Below are 17,325 nucleotides of genomic sequence, written 5' to 3' on the forward strand. Positions count from 1 at the left end.
TGTAATTATTTCCCATAACAAAATCACATCGTATATTTACCAAAAATAGCAACATTAATGAGTATTGAAAGCATAAAAAGCAATTTTAAGGAAGCCAGGGGTTTATTAGACGATTTTATTGGTGATGACAACAACTGGGAGAACATGAAATCTGCAGGCGATATAATGGTGGATTGCCTGAAGAATGGAGGAAAAATAATCTCGTGTGGTAACGGCGGGTCCATGAGTGATGCCATGCATTTTGCCGAGGAGCTAAGCGGACGATTTAGAGAGGATAGGAAAGGTTTGGCCGCGGTTTCAATATCGGATCCTACACATATTACCTGTGTTGGAAACGACTATGGCTTTGACTCTATTTTTTCGAGATATGTGGAGGCGGTAGGCAAGCCGGGAGATGTGTTGCTCGGTATCAGCACAAGCGGCAATTCGGCCAATGTTTTAAAGGCGGCAAAGGAAGCCCAAAAAAATGGGATGAAAGTAATTGCGCTAACAGGCAAGAGTGGAGGCAAACTAAAAGATAATTGCGATGTAGAGTTACGCATTCCCCATTCTGGCTATTCCGACCGTATTCAAGAGTTACATATTCAAATAATCCACTCCTTTATTCAATATATTGAGATGGAATATTTTAAATGATTTTTAGACTTACGAACATACTAGAACTACAAAATGTTTGTTATTAGTTAAGTGGCATTTATAAATTGCACCAGGTATGATTTTCAAAAGTTTAATTAATTCTTTGTTCATGGCTACCCTTTGTTTGTTATTGCAAGGATGTATAAAGGAAGACCTGAGTAAAATATCTTCGGACTATGAATGGAATGGTAAAATATCATTACCGTTAAGTTCGAAAAAGATTACTGCTGACAACTATGTTGGGATATTAGGCCTGGTGGATGACTATATTAATTCAGGTGGCTGGGGAGTAGTGCATACAACAACTGCCGATTTCAACTTTTCAGATAGATATCCGCATCCTGAATATATTGACAGCATCATGCTCAGGTTTGAGATCACTAATAATTTTCCGGGTAAGTTAGAAAAAATGACCATGTTGTTTTTAGATGAGTCAGAGAGCAGCACGATACCTGCACTTAGTGATTTACCTTTAGAAATGGAAGCTCCTACCCTTAACGAAGCAGGCGACATAACTAGCAAGTCATACTTATTAATTGATCAATGGTTTTCAAAAGAGGATATTCCATCATTAATAGATACTAAGTTCGTATATGTACGGGTTTTGATTAAAGAAATTGATCTTAGAGAGGTTGTGCGGGAAAGAATGGATGAATATAGTATAGATGTTAATATTGCATTGAGGTCGGTTGAGACTGTGCCGGTAGAAGAACTTTAAGCTGATGAGGAACGTTTACTTCGCTATACTTTTATCCTGGATTTCTTGTCATTTAAATGGGCAGCAGAACAACACTTTGTTCTTGATGCACGAGCTTCCGCAAGCTAATATCGTTAATCCGGCCGTGCCAATCGACTGTAAGCTCTTTGTGGGTTTTCCGGGCATTGGGTCCACCCATGTCAATGCTTATTCAACCGGGTTTGCATTAAGCGACATCCTCGTTTCCTCAAGTGGCGACTCGTTAAGGTTTGAACTGGATGATGCTATTTCAAACATGAGTAACAAAGAAATGATTGCCACAGAAACGCATCTCTCGCTGCTGTCTGCAGGATATAAATACAAGCAGAACTATTTCACGATAGGCGTAAACGAAAAAGTGAACACATATAGCACTTTGAATAAAAATGCGCTTCGGTTGATTCATGGTGGGAATACGCAATTCGAAGGGCAACTGACCAACCTGAACGGAACACGTGTAAACGCGATACATTACAGGGAATATGCACTGGGATGGGCCAGGGAAATTAGCAAACGCCTCAGTTTGGGTATCCGGTTAAAATTTTTGTTCGGAAAAGCCAATATATATACTAAACCTGCCCGGATGAGTTTATATACCGATGCTATATCTTTTGAAACCTACGTTGCCAGTTCCATGGAAGGAAACATGTCCTTACCGGTGGATGTTACAACGCATACCGATGGAAAACTGGATGAAATGGTTGAGAGAGATAATGTAAAAACAGGAGATTATTTAATGAACAGGGAAAACGGAGGATATGGTGTTGATTTGGGCTTTATCTACGAACTTAATGAAAACACCACCTTGTCGGGAAGTTTATTGGATATGGGATATATAAACTGGAAATCGGATGCTTACGCGTTGGAAAGTTCAGGCTCCATGGATATTACGTTCGAAGCGATAGAGGATGGACTGGGTAACCTGGATGCCGTCACAGATTCCTTGTTGGAAGTTTTTAATCCTGAAGTGGCTGCGGAAGCCTATTCTTCACCCATCCTGCCGGCCTTGTATTTGGGAATAAGCCGTTATATAAACCCCTGGCTAAATGTGGGTGCTGTTTTCCACACAGAACTCTACAGGAACAGATTTCACCCATCGCTCACTTTTTCCGGGAATACGATGATCGCAAAGAATATTTACGGCAGCTTGTCATATACCCTGCAAAACAGACAATTTAATAATATTGGAGCAGGGATAGGTGCACAGTTTGGAATTTTTCATATTCATGCGGTGAGTGATAACGTTCCTGCTTTCTTTAATTTGATGAATGCGAAAAATGTTAACCTGCGTTTTGGGATTAGCATGCTGTTGGGTTGTGGAAGAGAGAGGAAAAATTTTGGCAAGGATAATGGCATAAGAGCTTTGCCTTGTGTTGGTGATCCATACAGTGCCATTAAAAGCAGGAAAAAAAGAAAGAGAAGGTAGTTCGCAGTAGATCTGTCCATAATTACTTTTCATTTGTGCATATCTACCTGCTGAAAAATCTCATTAGACCCTCCGGCTGGAGAAGTTATGGTTGCAGACAGACCTCGCCCATAATGACACCTCTCCTGCTAAGGCGGGACAGAACATGCCGTAACCGCTACGCGGTAAACTTCGCAACCGTGCCACGTATTCTAAAATGCCGGAACACGCACGGTGTTCATGCGTTGGAACAATACCGCATAACGCCTGCTGTCGAAAGACAGGGTTGCGGATTGATTAAAAAATAAATTGTGGGTAAATTGTGATGATCTCATTATAATTTAGTGCATCTAAGAAAACTCTCAATTCTAAATTCTCCTTAGTGATTACCTCTAACCCCTAAAGGGGAATTAGTTCTCTATGGGGATTTCTGGTTCTCCCTTTAGAGCCTGTCCCGAACTCGTATTCGGGAGAGTTAGAGGGTTTTTAAAAGAGAATTGTTGCCTTTTCTTATAGCCACTAATTATTTATTCATGTGGCATTCGATGCCTGCCTGTTGCAGAGCATAGCCGTCAAGCCAAGGGTGAATGCCCGTAAATCGTTATGAGTCTAGTGAATCAGCTCTCCTCCTTAAGAAGGAGGAGTACGGTGAGGTACGAACCGGGAGGTGGTTTTATACGATTCGTTCTCATATAATCCGAGATCTGTCATTAGGCGCTTACTGGACAACTATTGATAACATGTTAACGATATTTTTTCAAAAAAAATTTTTCATTTGAGAGGAACGGTCTCCGGAAAAATCTCATTAGATACAAAGCAGGGTCTCAGTAAGACCGGGGAACCCCGAATTTGAATAGGGAGCCCCTCCGGCTGGAGGAGTTATGGTTGCAGACAGAACTCACCCATAATGACACCTCTCCTGCTAAGGCGGGACAGAACATGCCGTAACCGCTACGCGGTAAACTTCGCAACCGTGCCACGTATTCTAAAATGCCGAAACACCCACGGTGTTCATGCGTTGGAACAATACCGCATAACGCCTGCTGTCGGAAGACAGGGTTGCGGATTGATTAAAAAATAAATTGCGGGTAAATTGTGATGATCTCATTATAATTTAGTGCATCTAAGAAAACTCTCAATTCTAAATTCTCCTTAGTGATTACCTCTAACCCCTAAAGGGGAATTAGCTGTCTATGGGGATTTCTGGTTCTCCCTTTAGAGCCTGTCCCGAACTCGTATTCGGGAGAGTTAGAGGGTTTTTAAAAGAGAATTGTTGCCTTTTCTTATAGCCACTAATTATTTATTCATGTGGCATTCGATGCCTGCCTGTTGCAGAGCATAGCCGTCAAGCCAAGGGTGAATGCCCGTAAATCGTTATGAGTCTGGTGAATCAGCTCTCCTCCTTAAAAAGGAGGAGTACGGTGAGGTACGAACCGGGAGGTGGTTTTATACGTTTCGTTCTCATATAATCCGAGATCTGTCATTAGTACTTGACTCTCCCCTTTTCCGAAGGGGAGTACTCTACTGAGCCCTTCACCAACCACGAGTCACCAAAGCTTTTACTGGGGACACAAGGCTGCGGCCGCCGGATGGAGGTGTGGGGACAGGAATCTCTGTGCTACAGGGCTCTAGTCCGTATGTTCTGCAGTTTACCCTGTGTAAAATACTAATACAGGGTATATTAAAATGCCGGTGAGTCGTAAGTTATCCCTATACTATATTTATAAAGTCATCTAAAACATCGCCTAAAGTTGGCCTACCAATCTCCTGCAGCGAATAATGAACACGCGTATGCGGCTTTTCTATTTTAAGCACCCTCGTTAAGTCTATCGGAGTCGCAATTACCACCGAGTCGCAAGGGGTGTTTTTAATCGTTTCCTGCAGATCACTTATTTGTTCGTTACTATAACCCATTGCAGGCAGAACTTTGCCTATTCCCGGATAACTTTCATAAGTTTCTTTTATCTTGCCTACGGCATACTCCTTGGGGTCCATTATTTCGGCGGCTCCACATTTTTCACACGCTATAACTCCTGCCCCTAATTTCATTTCGCCATGTGTAAGGGTTGGGCCATCTTCAATCACCAAAACTTTTTTGCCTTCAATTATATTCGGATTTTCTACTTCAATAGGCGATGCAGCATCAATTATGATGGCGTTGGGATTAATTTCCTTGATGTTTCTGCGAAGCTGAAGTACATCAGCAGCGTCAGCACTATCTATCTTGTTGATGATAACCACGTCCGACAGGCGAACATTCACCTCGCTGGGATAATAGCTTTTTTCATGTCCTACCCGGTGGGGATCAGTCACGGTAATCATTAAATCAGGCTTATAGAAAGGCATATCATTATTCCCGCCATCCCAAACAATCACATCGCACCCCTTGTCGTCATCTTCCGCTTCCTTTAAAATATCGTGGTAATCCACACCGGAATAAATTACATTACCGTTCATGATGTGCGGCTCGTATTCTTCCATTTCCTCAATGGTGCATTTGTGTTTTCGCAGATCCGTAAGCGTTGCGTATCGTTGTACTATCTGTTCTTTCAGGTTGCCGTATGGCATGGGGTGACGTATAGCCACTACCTTTTTACCGCGGCTCATTAAATAATCAATTACCTTGCGCGAAGTCTGGCTCTTACCGCACCCGGTTCGTGTGGCACAAACCGCAATAACGGGTTTTAAACTTTTTAGCATGGTGTTGTTAGGGCCAAGTACCCTGAAATCTGCACCGGCAGCCTGAACCACAGAGGCCAGGCTCATTATACGCTGATAGGAGATATCGCTGTAGGAGAACACACAAACATCTACATTAAACTTTTTAATAAGATAAGGCAAATCGGCCTCTTCCTTAATGGGTATCCCGTACGGATAGTGCTTACCTGTGAGTTCGATAGGATAGTTTCTATTGGAAATATCAGGGATTTGTGTAGCGGTAAAAGCTACCACCTTGTAACTATGGTTGTTTTTAAAATATACGTTGAAGTTATGGAAATCGCGTCCCGCGGCTCCTAAAATGATAACATTTTTCATTGGTCTAACATTTGGAAAAACCGCGATAACCCAGGGCATATTAATTCAATCCTTGGTATGATGATATTATTTGCTTCCTGCCTGCTGCTGACAGGCGGCCATGTCGGTTTCATTAGTTGGTTTTATTTAATGTATAAAGTAAATGAATTTATCCCAAATTTGTCATTATAATAGACAAATTTGCCCGATAGGTTGACGAAAGTTTTGTTTGTCAAATTTTGAGGTGTATGTTATTTCCCCGGCTATATTCCTAACTTTACGCAATGAATTTTTTGGCACACATATATTTATCGGGCGAACCAGGACCTTTGATGATCGGCAATTTTATAGGCGATTATGTAAAGGGAAATCAACTGGAACGGTTCTCTCCTGAAATTCAGAAAGGGATCAGGTTGCATCGTACCATTGATGCTTTTACCGATAGCCATGAAATTGTAAAACAAAGCACTGCACGGTTTAAACCCTGTTATCAACGTTATGCCTCCGTGGTGATTGATGTGATATACGATCATTACCTGGCGCATAATTGGGAAAAATACTCGTCGGTCCCTCTCCACCAGTATGTCAATCAAGTGCATGCCTATTTTTTTCGTCATTACTTTTCGCTTCCTAACAGGGTAAAGGGATTTTTACCGTTTCTAATAAAAAGCAGAAGGTTAGAGAACTACAAGTATATATGGGGAATTGAAACATCGCTGGCTATTATGGCCAACTATAGCTCATTGCCGGCAAAATCGGAATGTGCCGTGAAAGTGATGACCGAACAGTATGATGCGTTGCTCGATGAGTTCACCCATTTTTTTGATGATGTGCAAAAGATGGTAAAGGTTGAACTTCAGGCCTAAATCCCGGCTTTTATCATTCGGTCTTTCCCAAACAGATCTTTACGTAATTCAACCCATTTAAACCCTAATTGCTGGAGCAGCGCACAGGTTTCTTTGCCCAATGCTTCATTGATCTCGAAATATAACAAACCGTTAGACTTAAGCATGTTCTTTGCCAGTTTGCCAATGGAACGATAAAACAGCAACGGATCCTTATCTTCTACAAACAGCGCTAGATGCGGTTCGTGTTTTAAAACATTGTCCTGCATCAATTCTTTTTCCAATGCCCGGATATAAGGTGGGTTGCTGACGATAATATCGTAATGGTGTTTTTTGTCAATAGTAGGGTTAAGAGCGTCGATTAACTGAAAACTGATTTCAACCTGATTTAGGTTTGCATTGCCTTGTGCAACCATCAACGCTTCGGGCGAGATATCCCAGGCGTCCACTTCCGCATTGGGTAAATTCTTTTTCAAGGAGATGGGGATACATCCCGTACCAGTGCCAATATCCAGTATTTTGGGCATGGAAAGGTGATTATCGTCAAGTATCCATTTCACCAGCTCTTCGGTTTCGGGACGTGGAATTAACACATGTTTGTTCACATGAAACGGCAGGCCATAGAACTCAGTGGCACCTATGAGGTGCTGGATGGGCACATGTTGTTGTAGCTTGTCCAATACATTTTTGCAGAATTGCTGTTGGTTAGCGTCCAACACATGCTCTTCCTTCATCATGATATCTACTTTTGAAAAACCCAGGAGGTGCTCAAAAATTATCCATATAAAATTCCTGATTTCCTCTTGAGGATAAATACCCTCTAAGCTATTTTTAAAATGTGCAGATACCTGTTTGATGTTGGTAAACTCCATGAATTGCAAGTATAATTTTTGTAGTGGCGCAAAATTAACCATTTTTGCAGAAGATTAAGCATAAGCCTCTTATTTCTAATCAAGCATTTACAAATGGATACCGATAATAAATATATGCAACGTTGCCTCCAGTTGGCTAAAATCGGACTTGGCAATACCTATTCCAATCCCATGGTTGGATCTGTCATTGTGCATAACGGACGTATTGTTGGAGAAGGGTTTCATCATCGGGCCGGCGAGCCACATGCCGAGGTTAATGCCATAAACTCGGTGAAAGATAAAAGCCTGCTAAGAGCATCCACACTTTACGTTAACCTGGAACCCTGCGCTCATTATGGCAAAACACCACCTTGTTCGTTGCTGATAAAGGAAAGTGGTATCCCTAAAGTAGTGGTTGGATGTACCGATACTTTTTCGGAAGTGGCAGGAAAAGGAATTGAAATGTTGCGCGAAGCGGGTGCGGATGTGAAGGTTGGTGTATTGAAAGATGAAAGCAGGGAACTGAACAAACGTTTTTTTACTTTTCACGAGAAACAACGCCCTTATGTAATTTTAAAATGGGCACAAACACTCGACGGCTTTATTGATATCGATAGAGACAAGGAAAATTATGGCCAGCCCACATGGATCACCAATGAGATAGCCAAAAAGCTGGTGCACAAATGGAGAAGCGAGGAGCAGGCCATCCTGGTGGGAACAAATACGGCGATCAAAGATAATCCATCGCTGACAACACGCGAATGGTCGGGAAATAGCCCGGTTAGAATATTGGTGGACAGGATGGGTAGGGTTCCACAAACCCATCATATTTTAAATGGAGAAGTGGAAACCATCGTATTTACTTCGGTTCATAAAGAAGAATCGGCGAAAATAAGATTTGTAAACATCGATTTTGACCAAAACATCGTACCTCAAATTTTAACCGAGCTTCACAGCAAGCACCTTCAATCCGTGATTATAGAAGGGGGCAAACAGATATTGGAAAGTTTTATAGATGCTAACCTGTGGGATGAGGCCCGTGTTTTTATCGGAAATAAGATCTTTAAAGCGGGTGTTGAAGCGCCGAAGTTAAAGGCATTACCCATTTCGGAAGAAGAGGTTGGGAATAGCAGATTGCAATATATGAGAAATTTCTCCGCAAAATAATCGGTAATAATCACAAATAAACTTATTTTTAAGATTATTCATTTTATATACCGTACCTGTTTATTATGTGGTGGACCGAAAATTGGGATTCTTTGCTATATTCTTTGATTGTAACATCTTATGCCGTTTCAATTCTTTTGGTGATTGGGGTAATGGTGCTCGAAAATCGTAGCCCGTTAAAATCGCTTTCGTGGATATTGGTGTTGTTGTTGTTGCCCTTGTTGGGTGTGGTGCTGTATGTATTTTTTGGGCAAAACCTGCGTAAGCAAAAAATTATTAGCCGCAAAGGGCTTAAAAATCACGATTTTCTTCTGCAGACTGCCAGTATTCAAACCAAGGATCTTTCTCAATTCTACGGACTGAACGACGAAATCTTAGATGAGAAAAAGCAAATTATTCAACTTCAACTGAACAACAGCCATTCGGTGATGACGGCGGGTAATAAAGTGAAACTGCTGAACAATGGGGATGACAAATTTAAAGCACTGATTGAAGATCTTGAAAAGGCCAAACATTTTATTCATCTGCAATACTACATCCTGGAAAAGGATGAGATCGGGAAAAAAATTATAGACCTGCTGGTGCGAAAAGCGCAGGAAGGTGTTGAGGTGCGCGTAATTATAGATGACGTGGGCTCGTGGGAATTTAAAAGAAAGGATTTTCAGCAACTAAGGGAAGCTGGTTTGGAGATATTCTCTTTTTTGACCGTCCGCTTTCCTACGTTTACCAGCAAACTGAATTATCGTAACCACAGAAAAATAGTCATCATTGATGGTTTGATCGGTTTTTTGGGGGGTATCAACGTGGCCGACCGATACATTCATGGTAATCCTAAATACGGTATTTGGCGCGATACCCACCTTAAAGTAGAAGGGGATGCAGTCAACAGTTTGCAGACTATTTTTTCCATCGATTGGTATTTCGTAAGCCAGGTAGAACTTTCGGACCAAAAGTACTTTCCTGCCAAAGAACCCATGGGCAACAAACTGGTTCAGATTAGTCCTAGCGGACCAGATGCCGATTGGCCATCAATTATGATGGGTTTTTTCAAGATTATCACCACGGCAAAAAGGTATGTGTATATCACTTCACCGTACTTTATGCCTAACGAAAGCGTATTGATGGCCTTAAAAACGGCTGCCATGGGCGGCGTGGATGTACGGATCATTATTCCCGAAAAGTCGGATGCCTATATTTCCAAACTGTCCTCCATGTCGTACCTAAAAGAGATGATGCTGGCGGGTGTCAGATTTTATTTTTATCAGAAAGGGTTTATCCATAGCAAAACGATGGTGTCGGATGATATGATTGCCTCGGTTGGTTCGGCAAACATGGATTTTAGAAGCTTTGAGCAGAATTTTGAAGTCACCGCTTTTGTATACGATAAGGAATTTGCGCTTGAGGTAAAAGAATCTTTCATGGAGGACTTTGCCGAAAGTAACGAGGTAATTTTAAGTGAGTGGCGCAAACGGCCCATCAAGCAAAAAGCAAAGGAATCGCTGGCCAGGTTGTTGAGCCCTTTGATGTAAATTATTACTTTCTCGCAGGGTTCCGAAAAAAATCGCAGAGTCTCGAAGAAAAAGTCAGCGGAACTCAGCGTTCATCTGCGCGAAAGATGCCACAGCAGTCGGAAGTAAAACACCAGAATATTATTACGAATTCCTTGATTTCACCAGAACTTGATACCCAAAATCCGTAATGGTACTTCGACCTCGAATTACATGTACCGGGATCTACCAATAGGAATTTAAAAAATATGGGATAAAAGAAAATATTGAACTGCGCAGCAACCTCTATTATTTGCAACAATACGCTAATAGCAGGATTTAGCCAGATTTTAAAAGCGAATTATCAATACCTTTACCAACTTATAAAATAAGTAAGCCCAACGTTGGTATAGCCACTCCAGTTTACTTCGATGTAGGAGGGTTGGTTAACCGGGCGAAATGCCGAGAATCCCAAACTAATCACAAAATCACCCCAATAATAGTAGGCAGGGATTGTAAATCCAATATTGTTGAAATTAAAACTTTTTTGTTCTTTGAATAAATCCCACAGAACCAAATCGTCGGGTAATGCCTTCAGCTTTCTTAATCTTGTAATTAAGGTTTTCTGTTGATTGGTGAGTTGGCTGCTTGTATTGTCCTGATTCAATCTTACCAATCGCTTAACGATTCTCTCCGATAATTCAGCTGTAGTTGCTTCCGGGAACAATTCGGCATATTGATAAGCAAAGAGATACGAGGTGTAGGCCTCTACATTATAATAGCTGATATCTCCCATATACGCTGAAACCATTGGTTGGAATGACAGGGAATTGCCTTTTTTAAAAACATGATCGAAGTGAATGGTAGCTCCTGTTTCAAATGCCACAAAAAGTTCCTCTACCTTTCCTGTGTAATACCCAGCCATGACATCTGTCACCCACCAACCTACTTCGCTGTAAAGCCCTGCCGATACTAAATTTTTATAGACCGAACGTAAGGAATGGGAATCGTGACTGTAAAAGTAATGCCCGTACATGGCCGAACCGCTTAACCATTCCGTAAAATCGATATTATAACCCAGGGATAGACCCAACGATTGAGTAGAACTTTCGTTTCTTTCATCTGAATTCCATATATTAGAATAAGATGTAGAAATGTCGAAACCTGATTTATGGTAGTAGCCAACCATACCTGCGAGGGTCGGTTGATTTTTATAGACACTCAGACGCCCGTTAATATCGTGATCGGTCATAAAATCCAGACTAAAACTAGCCGATGAAAATTTATCATCAGCAGCGCTAACCGGTTGTCCGAATGCTTCAATACAGCCCAGTAAAGCGACAAAACACCATATTTTTTTTAATATATCTCCTATAACAGGCATAGCAACAAATGTAAAATAAACATATGTGTTACGATAATAAGTTTATCATGTTATCTAAACAAGCACATATCACGCAAAAAATATATACCCAATCACAATTGAAGCAATTATTCCCGCAAAATCTGCGATCAGACCACAACCTATTGCATGGCGTGTGTTTTTAATGCCCACCGAACCAAAATAAACCGCAATAATGTAAAAGGTGGTATCGGTAGCTCCTTGCACGGTAGAAGCAATTTTGGCGGCAAAGGAATCCACACCAAATGTATTAAATGTTTCAACCATCATCCCACGGGCACCACTTCCGCTTAAGGGTTTCATAAAAGCAGTTGGCAAGGCATCCACAAAACGGGTATCCAAGCCCAGCCATTGGCACAAAACTTTAATTAAATCGGTGACATAGTCCATCGCTCCCACTTCTCTGAAAACGCTGACAGCTACCAAAATGGCTATCAAAAATGGAATAATTCTGACGGCTATCTGAAATCCTTCCTTGGCCCCTTCCACAAAAGCATCGTACACATTTACCTTTTTATAAGTGGCCATCCCAACAAACAGAATCATAATGGAGAAAAGTATAAAATTACTTCCCACGTTGGATATCAGCTTAACCTGTTCCTTATCCATCAGCGAAACACCATAGATGGTTCCTATCACCAATAAGGTCATCCCTCCCAGATAAGTCAATATAATTGAATCGGCCAGGCGAATTTTCTGCACATAGGACACGGCCAATAAACCTGCCAGCGTAGAAAAAAATGTGGCCAAAAGTATGGGTAGAAAGATATCGGCCGGATTTAAAGCATTGTATTGTGCCCGATACACCATAATGCTAATGGGAATCAAAGTCAGGCCGGAGGTATTGAGCACCAGAAACATGATTTGTGCGTTGCTGGCAGATTCTTTGTTTTTGTTTTCCCTTTGCAACTGTTCCATGGCTTTTAAACCCATTGGAGTGGCGGCATTATCCAATCCGAGCATATTGGCAGATAGATTCATAATCATGGTTCCAAACGCCGGGTGGTTTTTGGGCAAGGATGGAAACAGGCGGTTAAAGAACGGGGCGATTAACCTGGAAATAACGTTGACCATGCCCCCTTTTTCTCCAACCTTCATCAATCCCAACCATAAGGAGAGCACTCCTGTTAATCCCAATGAAATCTCGAACCCTGATTTGGCAGCCTCATTAATAGCATTTACCAAATTTGGGAATACTTCCATATCACCAAAGAAGATTAACCTGGCCAATGCAACAATAAATGCAATGAAAAAGAAACCTATCCAAATGTAATTTAAAACCATATTAATTAGACAATTAGATAATTCATTAGAGATCAAATACGGGTTTTAGTTATTTACCCATTCGATGATAAAATCACCAGGTAGCTAAACAAAAAACCATTGCCGTAAGATACGCCTATATATTACTTTTTGTGCTGCAGATCGAAACCTATACTTAATGCATCATCTTCTTTTTAAGGGATGCAATAAATTTAAGTTAGTGAGATCTTTTTACGGTATCATCGCCACGGTACTTTTCGTGCGGAGCGCCAAACTCCTTACAAGTAACATTGTCGATAGGTACCTCCCATATTTTTACGTTACGGATGGCGGGGCCTGAGTACTTAAACTTCTTCTCTGAATATTGTTCCATGATGATGTTTAAGGCTTCTTCCTTCCTTTCGAAATCGTCCTGGAACTTAACTTTTCCCCAAGCAATCACACTTTTGCATTTCATACGATAACTGCAGGCCACCTCAGGATGTTGAAAAGCCAGTTCGTGATCCGTACTAAATGTAACGCAAATATTTTTGTTCTTATTCAAGATATCAATTATTCGTCCTTCAGGAGCCGAGTGCAAATAAATGACGTTGTCCTTAAAGCCAAAGTTCATGGGCAACACATAAGGCTTATCGCCATCCACCACACCAATAAAACAAACATCGCATTTTCTGATGATGGTTTCTATTCTTTCGTTGTTTAAATGTTCTACAGTTTTCATTGTTATCTTAATAAGTGACTTTGAGATAAGAGACCTTATTATCTGGCATCCCCCATCTTAAAATGATTATATATTTATTATTTACTTAAACTATTGCCCTATTTCCAAGCTCTTTTGACAAAAGGGATTGCAATTGTTGCAAGCGAACCATGGTTTGCATTATTTCCATCAATTTCGCACTATCCTTATTTTGCTCCGCTAATTTTAATTCCTTTCTGTACTTGTCGATCAGCGATTTCACTTTCTTCAGCTTTAGTTCGTTCATCACTTTGGGAACTAATTTATCCAACATTGTTCCCTCGTCCAAATCACCCGACCCAAACCTTTGGTGAATCTTGCTTAAGGTATATTCCTTGCTCAGCAAATCCGTAGCTAACCGACTTACATCCTGCTCCATGTTACTCACAAAGAATTTAATGGCCTGAAAGCCCTCGTTATCTTTATTTTCTTCGTACAATTTTAATATTTTGTGGTACAACGGGTTTTCACATTCTAACTCATCCTCTTTCAATTGAGCCAAGATATAGTCCCCAACCGTAATCTCTTCTTCTTCCTCTTGTCCTTCCTCGGCCTCCATCATATTGGCATTGCCATATTTTATGATAAATCGTACCAGTTCTTTTTCCTCCTCCTCAAACGGGTTTTGCGATGCAAAGGCAGGATTCCCTATTGTTGCAATTGGCGCAGCCGCAGGAACTTGAATACTTCGGTTATTACTTTTATATTTCTCTTCCCTGTTTTTTCTGGTCAGCTTGCCAATTTCATTATAAAGCACTTGCTCTGTCACATTCATTAGGGCACTGCATTCCTTCACATACTCACCCCTGACAATGGCTTCAGGAATCATTGAAATGGTTCTAACGATATCCTGCAATAAACCCGCTCGTTTAACCGGATCGTTTTCTGCATCCTTTAACAACAACCCCGTTTTAAACTTGATAAAGTCACCCTCGTTTTCGGCTATGTATGCCTGTAATTCCGAGGCGCTTCGATTTTTGGAGAACGAATCGGGATCTTCTCCCTCAGGGAGCAACAGAACCTTCACGTTCATGCCCTGTTCCAATACCAGATCGATCCCTCGCAACGAGGCTTTGATACCGGCAGGGTCGCCATCGTAAATAATAGTGATATTTGGTGTAAACCTCGCTATCAGCCTAATCTGGTCAACTGTCAACGCAGTTCCAGATGAGGCCACCACATTGGGGATTCCTGCCTGATGAAACGAAATCACATCGGTATACCCTTCTACCAAAAAACACCGGTCTTTTTTTGTAATCTCGGTTTTGGCATGGTAGATACCATACAGGATCTTACTTTTGTGGTAAATCTCCGACTCGGGTGAGTTCAGATATTTGGCTGTTTTTTTATCCGTTTTTAGAATCCGTCCCCCAAAAGCGGTCGGTTTTCCTGAGATGCTGTGGATAGGGAATATGACCCTTCCCCTGAACCGGTCGGCTTTATAATTGTCACGGACGATTGTCAAACCTGTCTTTTCCAGAAACTCCAGCTTATAACTATTCTTCAGTGCCTCATCTGTCAAGGCGCTTTTGGCCTCGGGCGAATATCCCAGCTGGAACTTCTGGATGATATCGTCACGGAAACCGCGACTGCGAAGGTAAGACAGTCCTACGGAACGTCCTTCGTCGGATTTAAGCAACTGGTCGGTAAAATATTTTTGGGCAAATACTGAAACGGCCATCATACTCTCCCGGTCATTTTTTACCTGCTGTTGCTCGGGGCTTAGCTCCACCTCTTCGATATGGATATGAAATTTCTTGCCCAGCTGTTTGATGGCATCGATAAAAGAAATTTGCTCCACATCCATCAGAAAATTTACCGCATTGCCACCTTTTCCACAACCAAAGCATTTATAAATACCTTTGTGCGGGGAAACCGTAAACGACGGGGTTTTCTCGTTATGGAACGGACAGTTGCCCAGATAATTAACCCCTCTTCTTCGCAGCGTCACAAACTCCGACACCACATCTACGATGTTTGCTTGCGAAGTTTCTACTACCCTATCAACTGTACTTTGATCAATCATTAAAATCCTATCCTTCTAAAAAATGAGAAACACAAAGATAAGAATTGATTGGATAAATATCTGAGGTATAGTATCCGAGTTATAAACAAGGCATCATAAATATTAGTAATGCGTTTACAAAGTTATCAAGTGACGCAGTGTTTTTAATTGTTTCCATAGGCTTACGTCATTATTTCTGTTTCAATTAATCAAATTCAACTTATTGAACGCATTACAAATAATGTTTCGATTACACCCGGATATTGATGGGTAGTCCTTCGTTTACGGTCGATACATCCAGTGGTGTTTTTCCTTTAAAAATGCACAGCTTCTACCACCCTGAGGTAATCCCATTCGCTACTTTTTGAAGGGATTCGTTGATTCCGCCTTCTTTATTCAAAAAGTCGATAAATTGTCCGGCCCATTGGGCTAAAATATCATCCCCCCCTGCTCCATAGGATGCCGCTCCTATGGCATATAGGATAAAGATTATGTATAAAACAAATAGGTAAAAAACATGTATTCGTTTCAGTTCTTTGGAAAAATAAAACACGGCCATGGTTACAATCGTCACAACAACCAACATAATACGGATATCGATTAAGGTTGGCCCAGCTTCCCGAAAATCGATTTTGTACCCAGTAACCAAGAGGTAAACGGCCAAAGGCAAACCCATGCTAATTGTAATATCAAAAATATTGGACCCCAACACATTTGAGAGTGCGTCATCATAGTTTCCCTTTTTACCATCTTTGATTGAAATAATGGTATCCGGGACACTGCTTGCAGCCGCCACCAGCACCAAAGCAATAAACAGCGGGTTTATATGTATAGAATCGGCCATTCCGATACAACTCTCCACCAAACCGGCACAAGCCAGGGCTATTACAGCTGTAGAGCCCAGCAATAGAACCCAACTGCGAATACTTCTCCCTTTTTTATATTTTAATTGATAACGTGTGTACCAGTTTTCAGGTTCAAAGTGATGGTCAGGCTTTCCTTGCTGGTCTCTTTTCATCGACAATAATGTATACGCCAAATAGAATACATAAAACAACGTAAATGCCCAACCATGCCATTGGGTTATATAGTCACTCGATAAAAGAACCAACAGAACCAACTCTGCTCCAATCAGAAATAGCCCATCCCTTAAAATCACTTTTTTAGCAATCTTTACCCCTTTTACGCCAGCGACCGTAGCGACAACTATCCAAATGACGAGCATGGGAATTACAATACTGTTAAAAATGGCTGATCCGGTATTGCCACCCACACTTGCCGCCAAATCCCGTCCTAAATTGGCACGGCTGGCCAAGGTTAAGAAAAACACAGTAGTAAGCAGTTCCGGCATGGAAGAACCAATCGCATTTAAAGTTGCCCCCTTAACACCTTCGCTTAAATTTCTGCCCAAGTATTCGGTTGAAGCTTCAAATACATCACAAGCTTTAGCCATAACAATAGATGAAATGATCATCAACACCAGACCCCCATACCAAGTATGAAAAAACAATTCGTAAATCCCCATCAGCTAAAGAATAATAATTTCCAAGGCAAATATACTCTTTTATAATTCTTACTATTTTTTTACAACCGCATTTCATATCCAATCTTTATTCAATCTACATTAAAATGCCGATTGTTAGACTAAAGCGGTTTAATTTTTATTATATTGAGCATTCGAAATACAAACACCTGAAAATCCCTTATAGCCATAGGTGTTTAACCCAAAAATTAGCTTTAAGGCTCTAACGTGAGCTGTAGTTTTTATTTTTAT

Annotated in this window: 13 protein-coding genes; 6 read left to right on the top strand and 7 right to left on the bottom strand. The window is 41.1% G+C overall.

All coding sequences use genetic code 11. The features are described from left to right. The first annotated feature begins 57 nt into the window (after positions 1–57). From lpcA to ACRD64_RS08900, 3 genes are all read left to right on the top strand, one after another. Positions 58–636, top strand: coding sequence for a D-sedoheptulose 7-phosphate isomerase (gene lpcA / locus ACRD64_RS08890; RefSeq protein WP_430932959.1), 579 nt, complete (start codon positions 58–60; stop codon positions 634–636). 109 nt (positions 637–745) lie between these two features. Beyond that, positions 746–1,354, top strand: coding sequence for a hypothetical protein (locus ACRD64_RS08895; RefSeq protein ID WP_430932960.1), 609 nt, complete (start codon positions 746–748; stop codon positions 1,352–1,354). Between the two features lie 4 nt (positions 1,355–1,358). Further along, entirely contained in the window at positions 1,359–2,798 is a 1,440-nt protein-coding gene (locus tag ACRD64_RS08900) for a DUF5723 family protein (RefSeq protein ID WP_430932961.1), read from the top strand. Positions 2,799–4,487: 1,689 nt separating this feature from the next. On the opposite strand, the gene ACRD64_RS08905 is transcribed toward ACRD64_RS08900, so the two are convergent. Next, entirely contained in the window at positions 4,488–5,813 is a 1,326-nt protein-coding gene (locus tag ACRD64_RS08905) for a cyclic 2,3-diphosphoglycerate synthase (RefSeq protein WP_430932962.1), read from the bottom strand. A 263-nt stretch (positions 5,814–6,076) separates the two neighbouring features. Between ACRD64_RS08905 and ACRD64_RS08910 the strand changes: the two genes are divergently transcribed. Further along, on the top strand, positions 6,077–6,658 hold the full coding sequence (locus tag ACRD64_RS08910) for an ACP phosphodiesterase (protein WP_430932963.1): 582 nt from the start codon (positions 6,077–6,079) through the stop codon (positions 6,656–6,658). Here ACRD64_RS08910 and prmC read toward each other — a convergent pair. Continuing rightward, the gene (prmC, locus tag ACRD64_RS08915) at positions 6,655–7,509 is read right to left on the bottom strand and encodes a peptide chain release factor N(5)-glutamine methyltransferase (protein ID WP_430932964.1); all 855 of its coding nucleotides are present in this window, start codon (positions 7,507–7,509) and stop codon (positions 6,655–6,657) included. The genes ACRD64_RS08910 and prmC overlap by 4 nt on opposite strands. Positions 7,510–7,602: 93 nt before the next feature. On the opposite strand from prmC, the gene ribD reads away from it, so the two are divergent. Further along, positions 7,603–8,655, top strand: coding sequence for a bifunctional diaminohydroxyphosphoribosylaminopyrimidine deaminase/5-amino-6-(5-phosphoribosylamino)uracil reductase RibD (gene ribD / locus ACRD64_RS08920; RefSeq protein ID WP_430932965.1), 1,053 nt, complete (start codon positions 7,603–7,605; stop codon positions 8,653–8,655). Positions 8,656–8,720: 65 nt separating this feature from the next. After that, positions 8,721–10,184, top strand: a complete 1,464-nt coding sequence (cls, locus tag ACRD64_RS08925) for a cardiolipin synthase (RefSeq protein ID WP_430932966.1) — start codon at positions 8,721–8,723, stop codon at positions 10,182–10,184. Between the two features lie 331 nt (positions 10,185–10,515). Here the strand turns inward: cls and ACRD64_RS08930 are convergent, their stop codons facing one another. The 5 genes from ACRD64_RS08930 to ACRD64_RS08950 all read right to left on the bottom strand — a co-directional run bounded on the left by ACRD64_RS08930 (position 10,516) and on the right by ACRD64_RS08950 (position 17,076). Beyond that, entirely contained in the window at positions 10,516–11,526 is a 1,011-nt protein-coding gene (locus ACRD64_RS08930) for a hypothetical protein (protein ID WP_430932967.1), read from the bottom strand. Positions 11,527–11,595: 69 nt separating this feature from the next. Next, positions 11,596–12,828: a nucleoside recognition domain-containing protein gene (locus tag ACRD64_RS08935; protein ID WP_430932968.1), complete on the bottom strand. Its 1,233-nt coding sequence runs from the start codon at positions 12,826–12,828 to the stop codon at positions 11,596–11,598. A gap of 196 nt (positions 12,829–13,024) precedes the next feature. After that, positions 13,025–13,528, bottom strand: a complete 504-nt coding sequence (locus ACRD64_RS08940) for a pyridoxamine 5'-phosphate oxidase family protein (protein ID WP_430932969.1) — start codon at positions 13,526–13,528, stop codon at positions 13,025–13,027. Positions 13,529–13,613: 85 nt separating this feature from the next. After that, complete coding sequence (dnaG, locus tag ACRD64_RS08945; RefSeq protein WP_430932970.1) at positions 13,614–15,572, bottom strand: DNA primase; 1,959 nt, start codon at positions 15,570–15,572, stop codon at positions 13,614–13,616. A gap of 310 nt (positions 15,573–15,882) precedes the next feature. Continuing rightward, positions 15,883–17,076, bottom strand: a complete 1,194-nt coding sequence (locus ACRD64_RS08950; protein WP_430932971.1) for a sodium:calcium antiporter — start codon at positions 17,074–17,076, stop codon at positions 15,883–15,885. Between the last annotated feature and the right edge of the window lie 249 nt (positions 17,077–17,325).

Source organism: Saccharicrinis sp. 156 (assembly GCF_050589685.1).
Classification (GTDB): domain Bacteria; phylum Bacteroidota; class Bacteroidia; order Bacteroidales; family Marinilabiliaceae; genus Saccharicrinis.

Coding starts and splice junctions, on each gene's coding strand:
- ACRD64_RS08905 (WP_430932962.1), bottom strand. CDS start 5,813: ATGAAAAATGTTATCATTTTAGGAGCCGCGGGACGCGATTTCCATAAC.
- ACRD64_RS08935 (WP_430932968.1), bottom strand. CDS start 12,828: ATGGTTTTAAATTACATTTGGATAGGTTTCTTTTTCATTGCATTTATT.
- prmC (WP_430932964.1), bottom strand. CDS start 7,509: ATGGAGTTTACCAACATCAAACAGGTATCTGCACATTTTAAAAATAGC.
- ACRD64_RS08910 (WP_430932963.1), top strand. CDS start 6,077: ATGAATTTTTTGGCACACATATATTTATCGGGCGAACCAGGACCTTTG.
- ACRD64_RS08930 (WP_430932967.1), bottom strand. CDS start 11,526: ATGCCTGTTATAGGAGATATATTAAAAAAAATATGGTGTTTTGTCGCT.
- cls (WP_430932966.1), top strand. CDS start 8,721: ATGTGGTGGACCGAAAATTGGGATTCTTTGCTATATTCTTTGATTGTA.
- ACRD64_RS08940 (WP_430932969.1), bottom strand. CDS start 13,528: ATGAAAACTGTAGAACATTTAAACAACGAAAGAATAGAAACCATCATC.
- dnaG (WP_430932970.1), bottom strand. CDS start 15,572: ATGATTGATCAAAGTACAGTTGATAGGGTAGTAGAAACTTCGCAAGCA.
- ribD (WP_430932965.1), top strand. CDS start 7,603: ATGGATACCGATAATAAATATATGCAACGTTGCCTCCAGTTGGCTAAA.
- ACRD64_RS08900 (WP_430932961.1), top strand. CDS start 1,359: ATGAGGAACGTTTACTTCGCTATACTTTTATCCTGGATTTCTTGTCAT.
- ACRD64_RS08950 (WP_430932971.1), bottom strand. CDS start 17,076: ATGGGGATTTACGAATTGTTTTTTCATACTTGGTATGGGGGTCTGGTG.
- ACRD64_RS08895 (WP_430932960.1), top strand. CDS start 746: ATGGCTACCCTTTGTTTGTTATTGCAAGGATGTATAAAGGAAGACCTG.
- lpcA (WP_430932959.1), top strand. CDS start 58: ATGAGTATTGAAAGCATAAAAAGCAATTTTAAGGAAGCCAGGGGTTTA.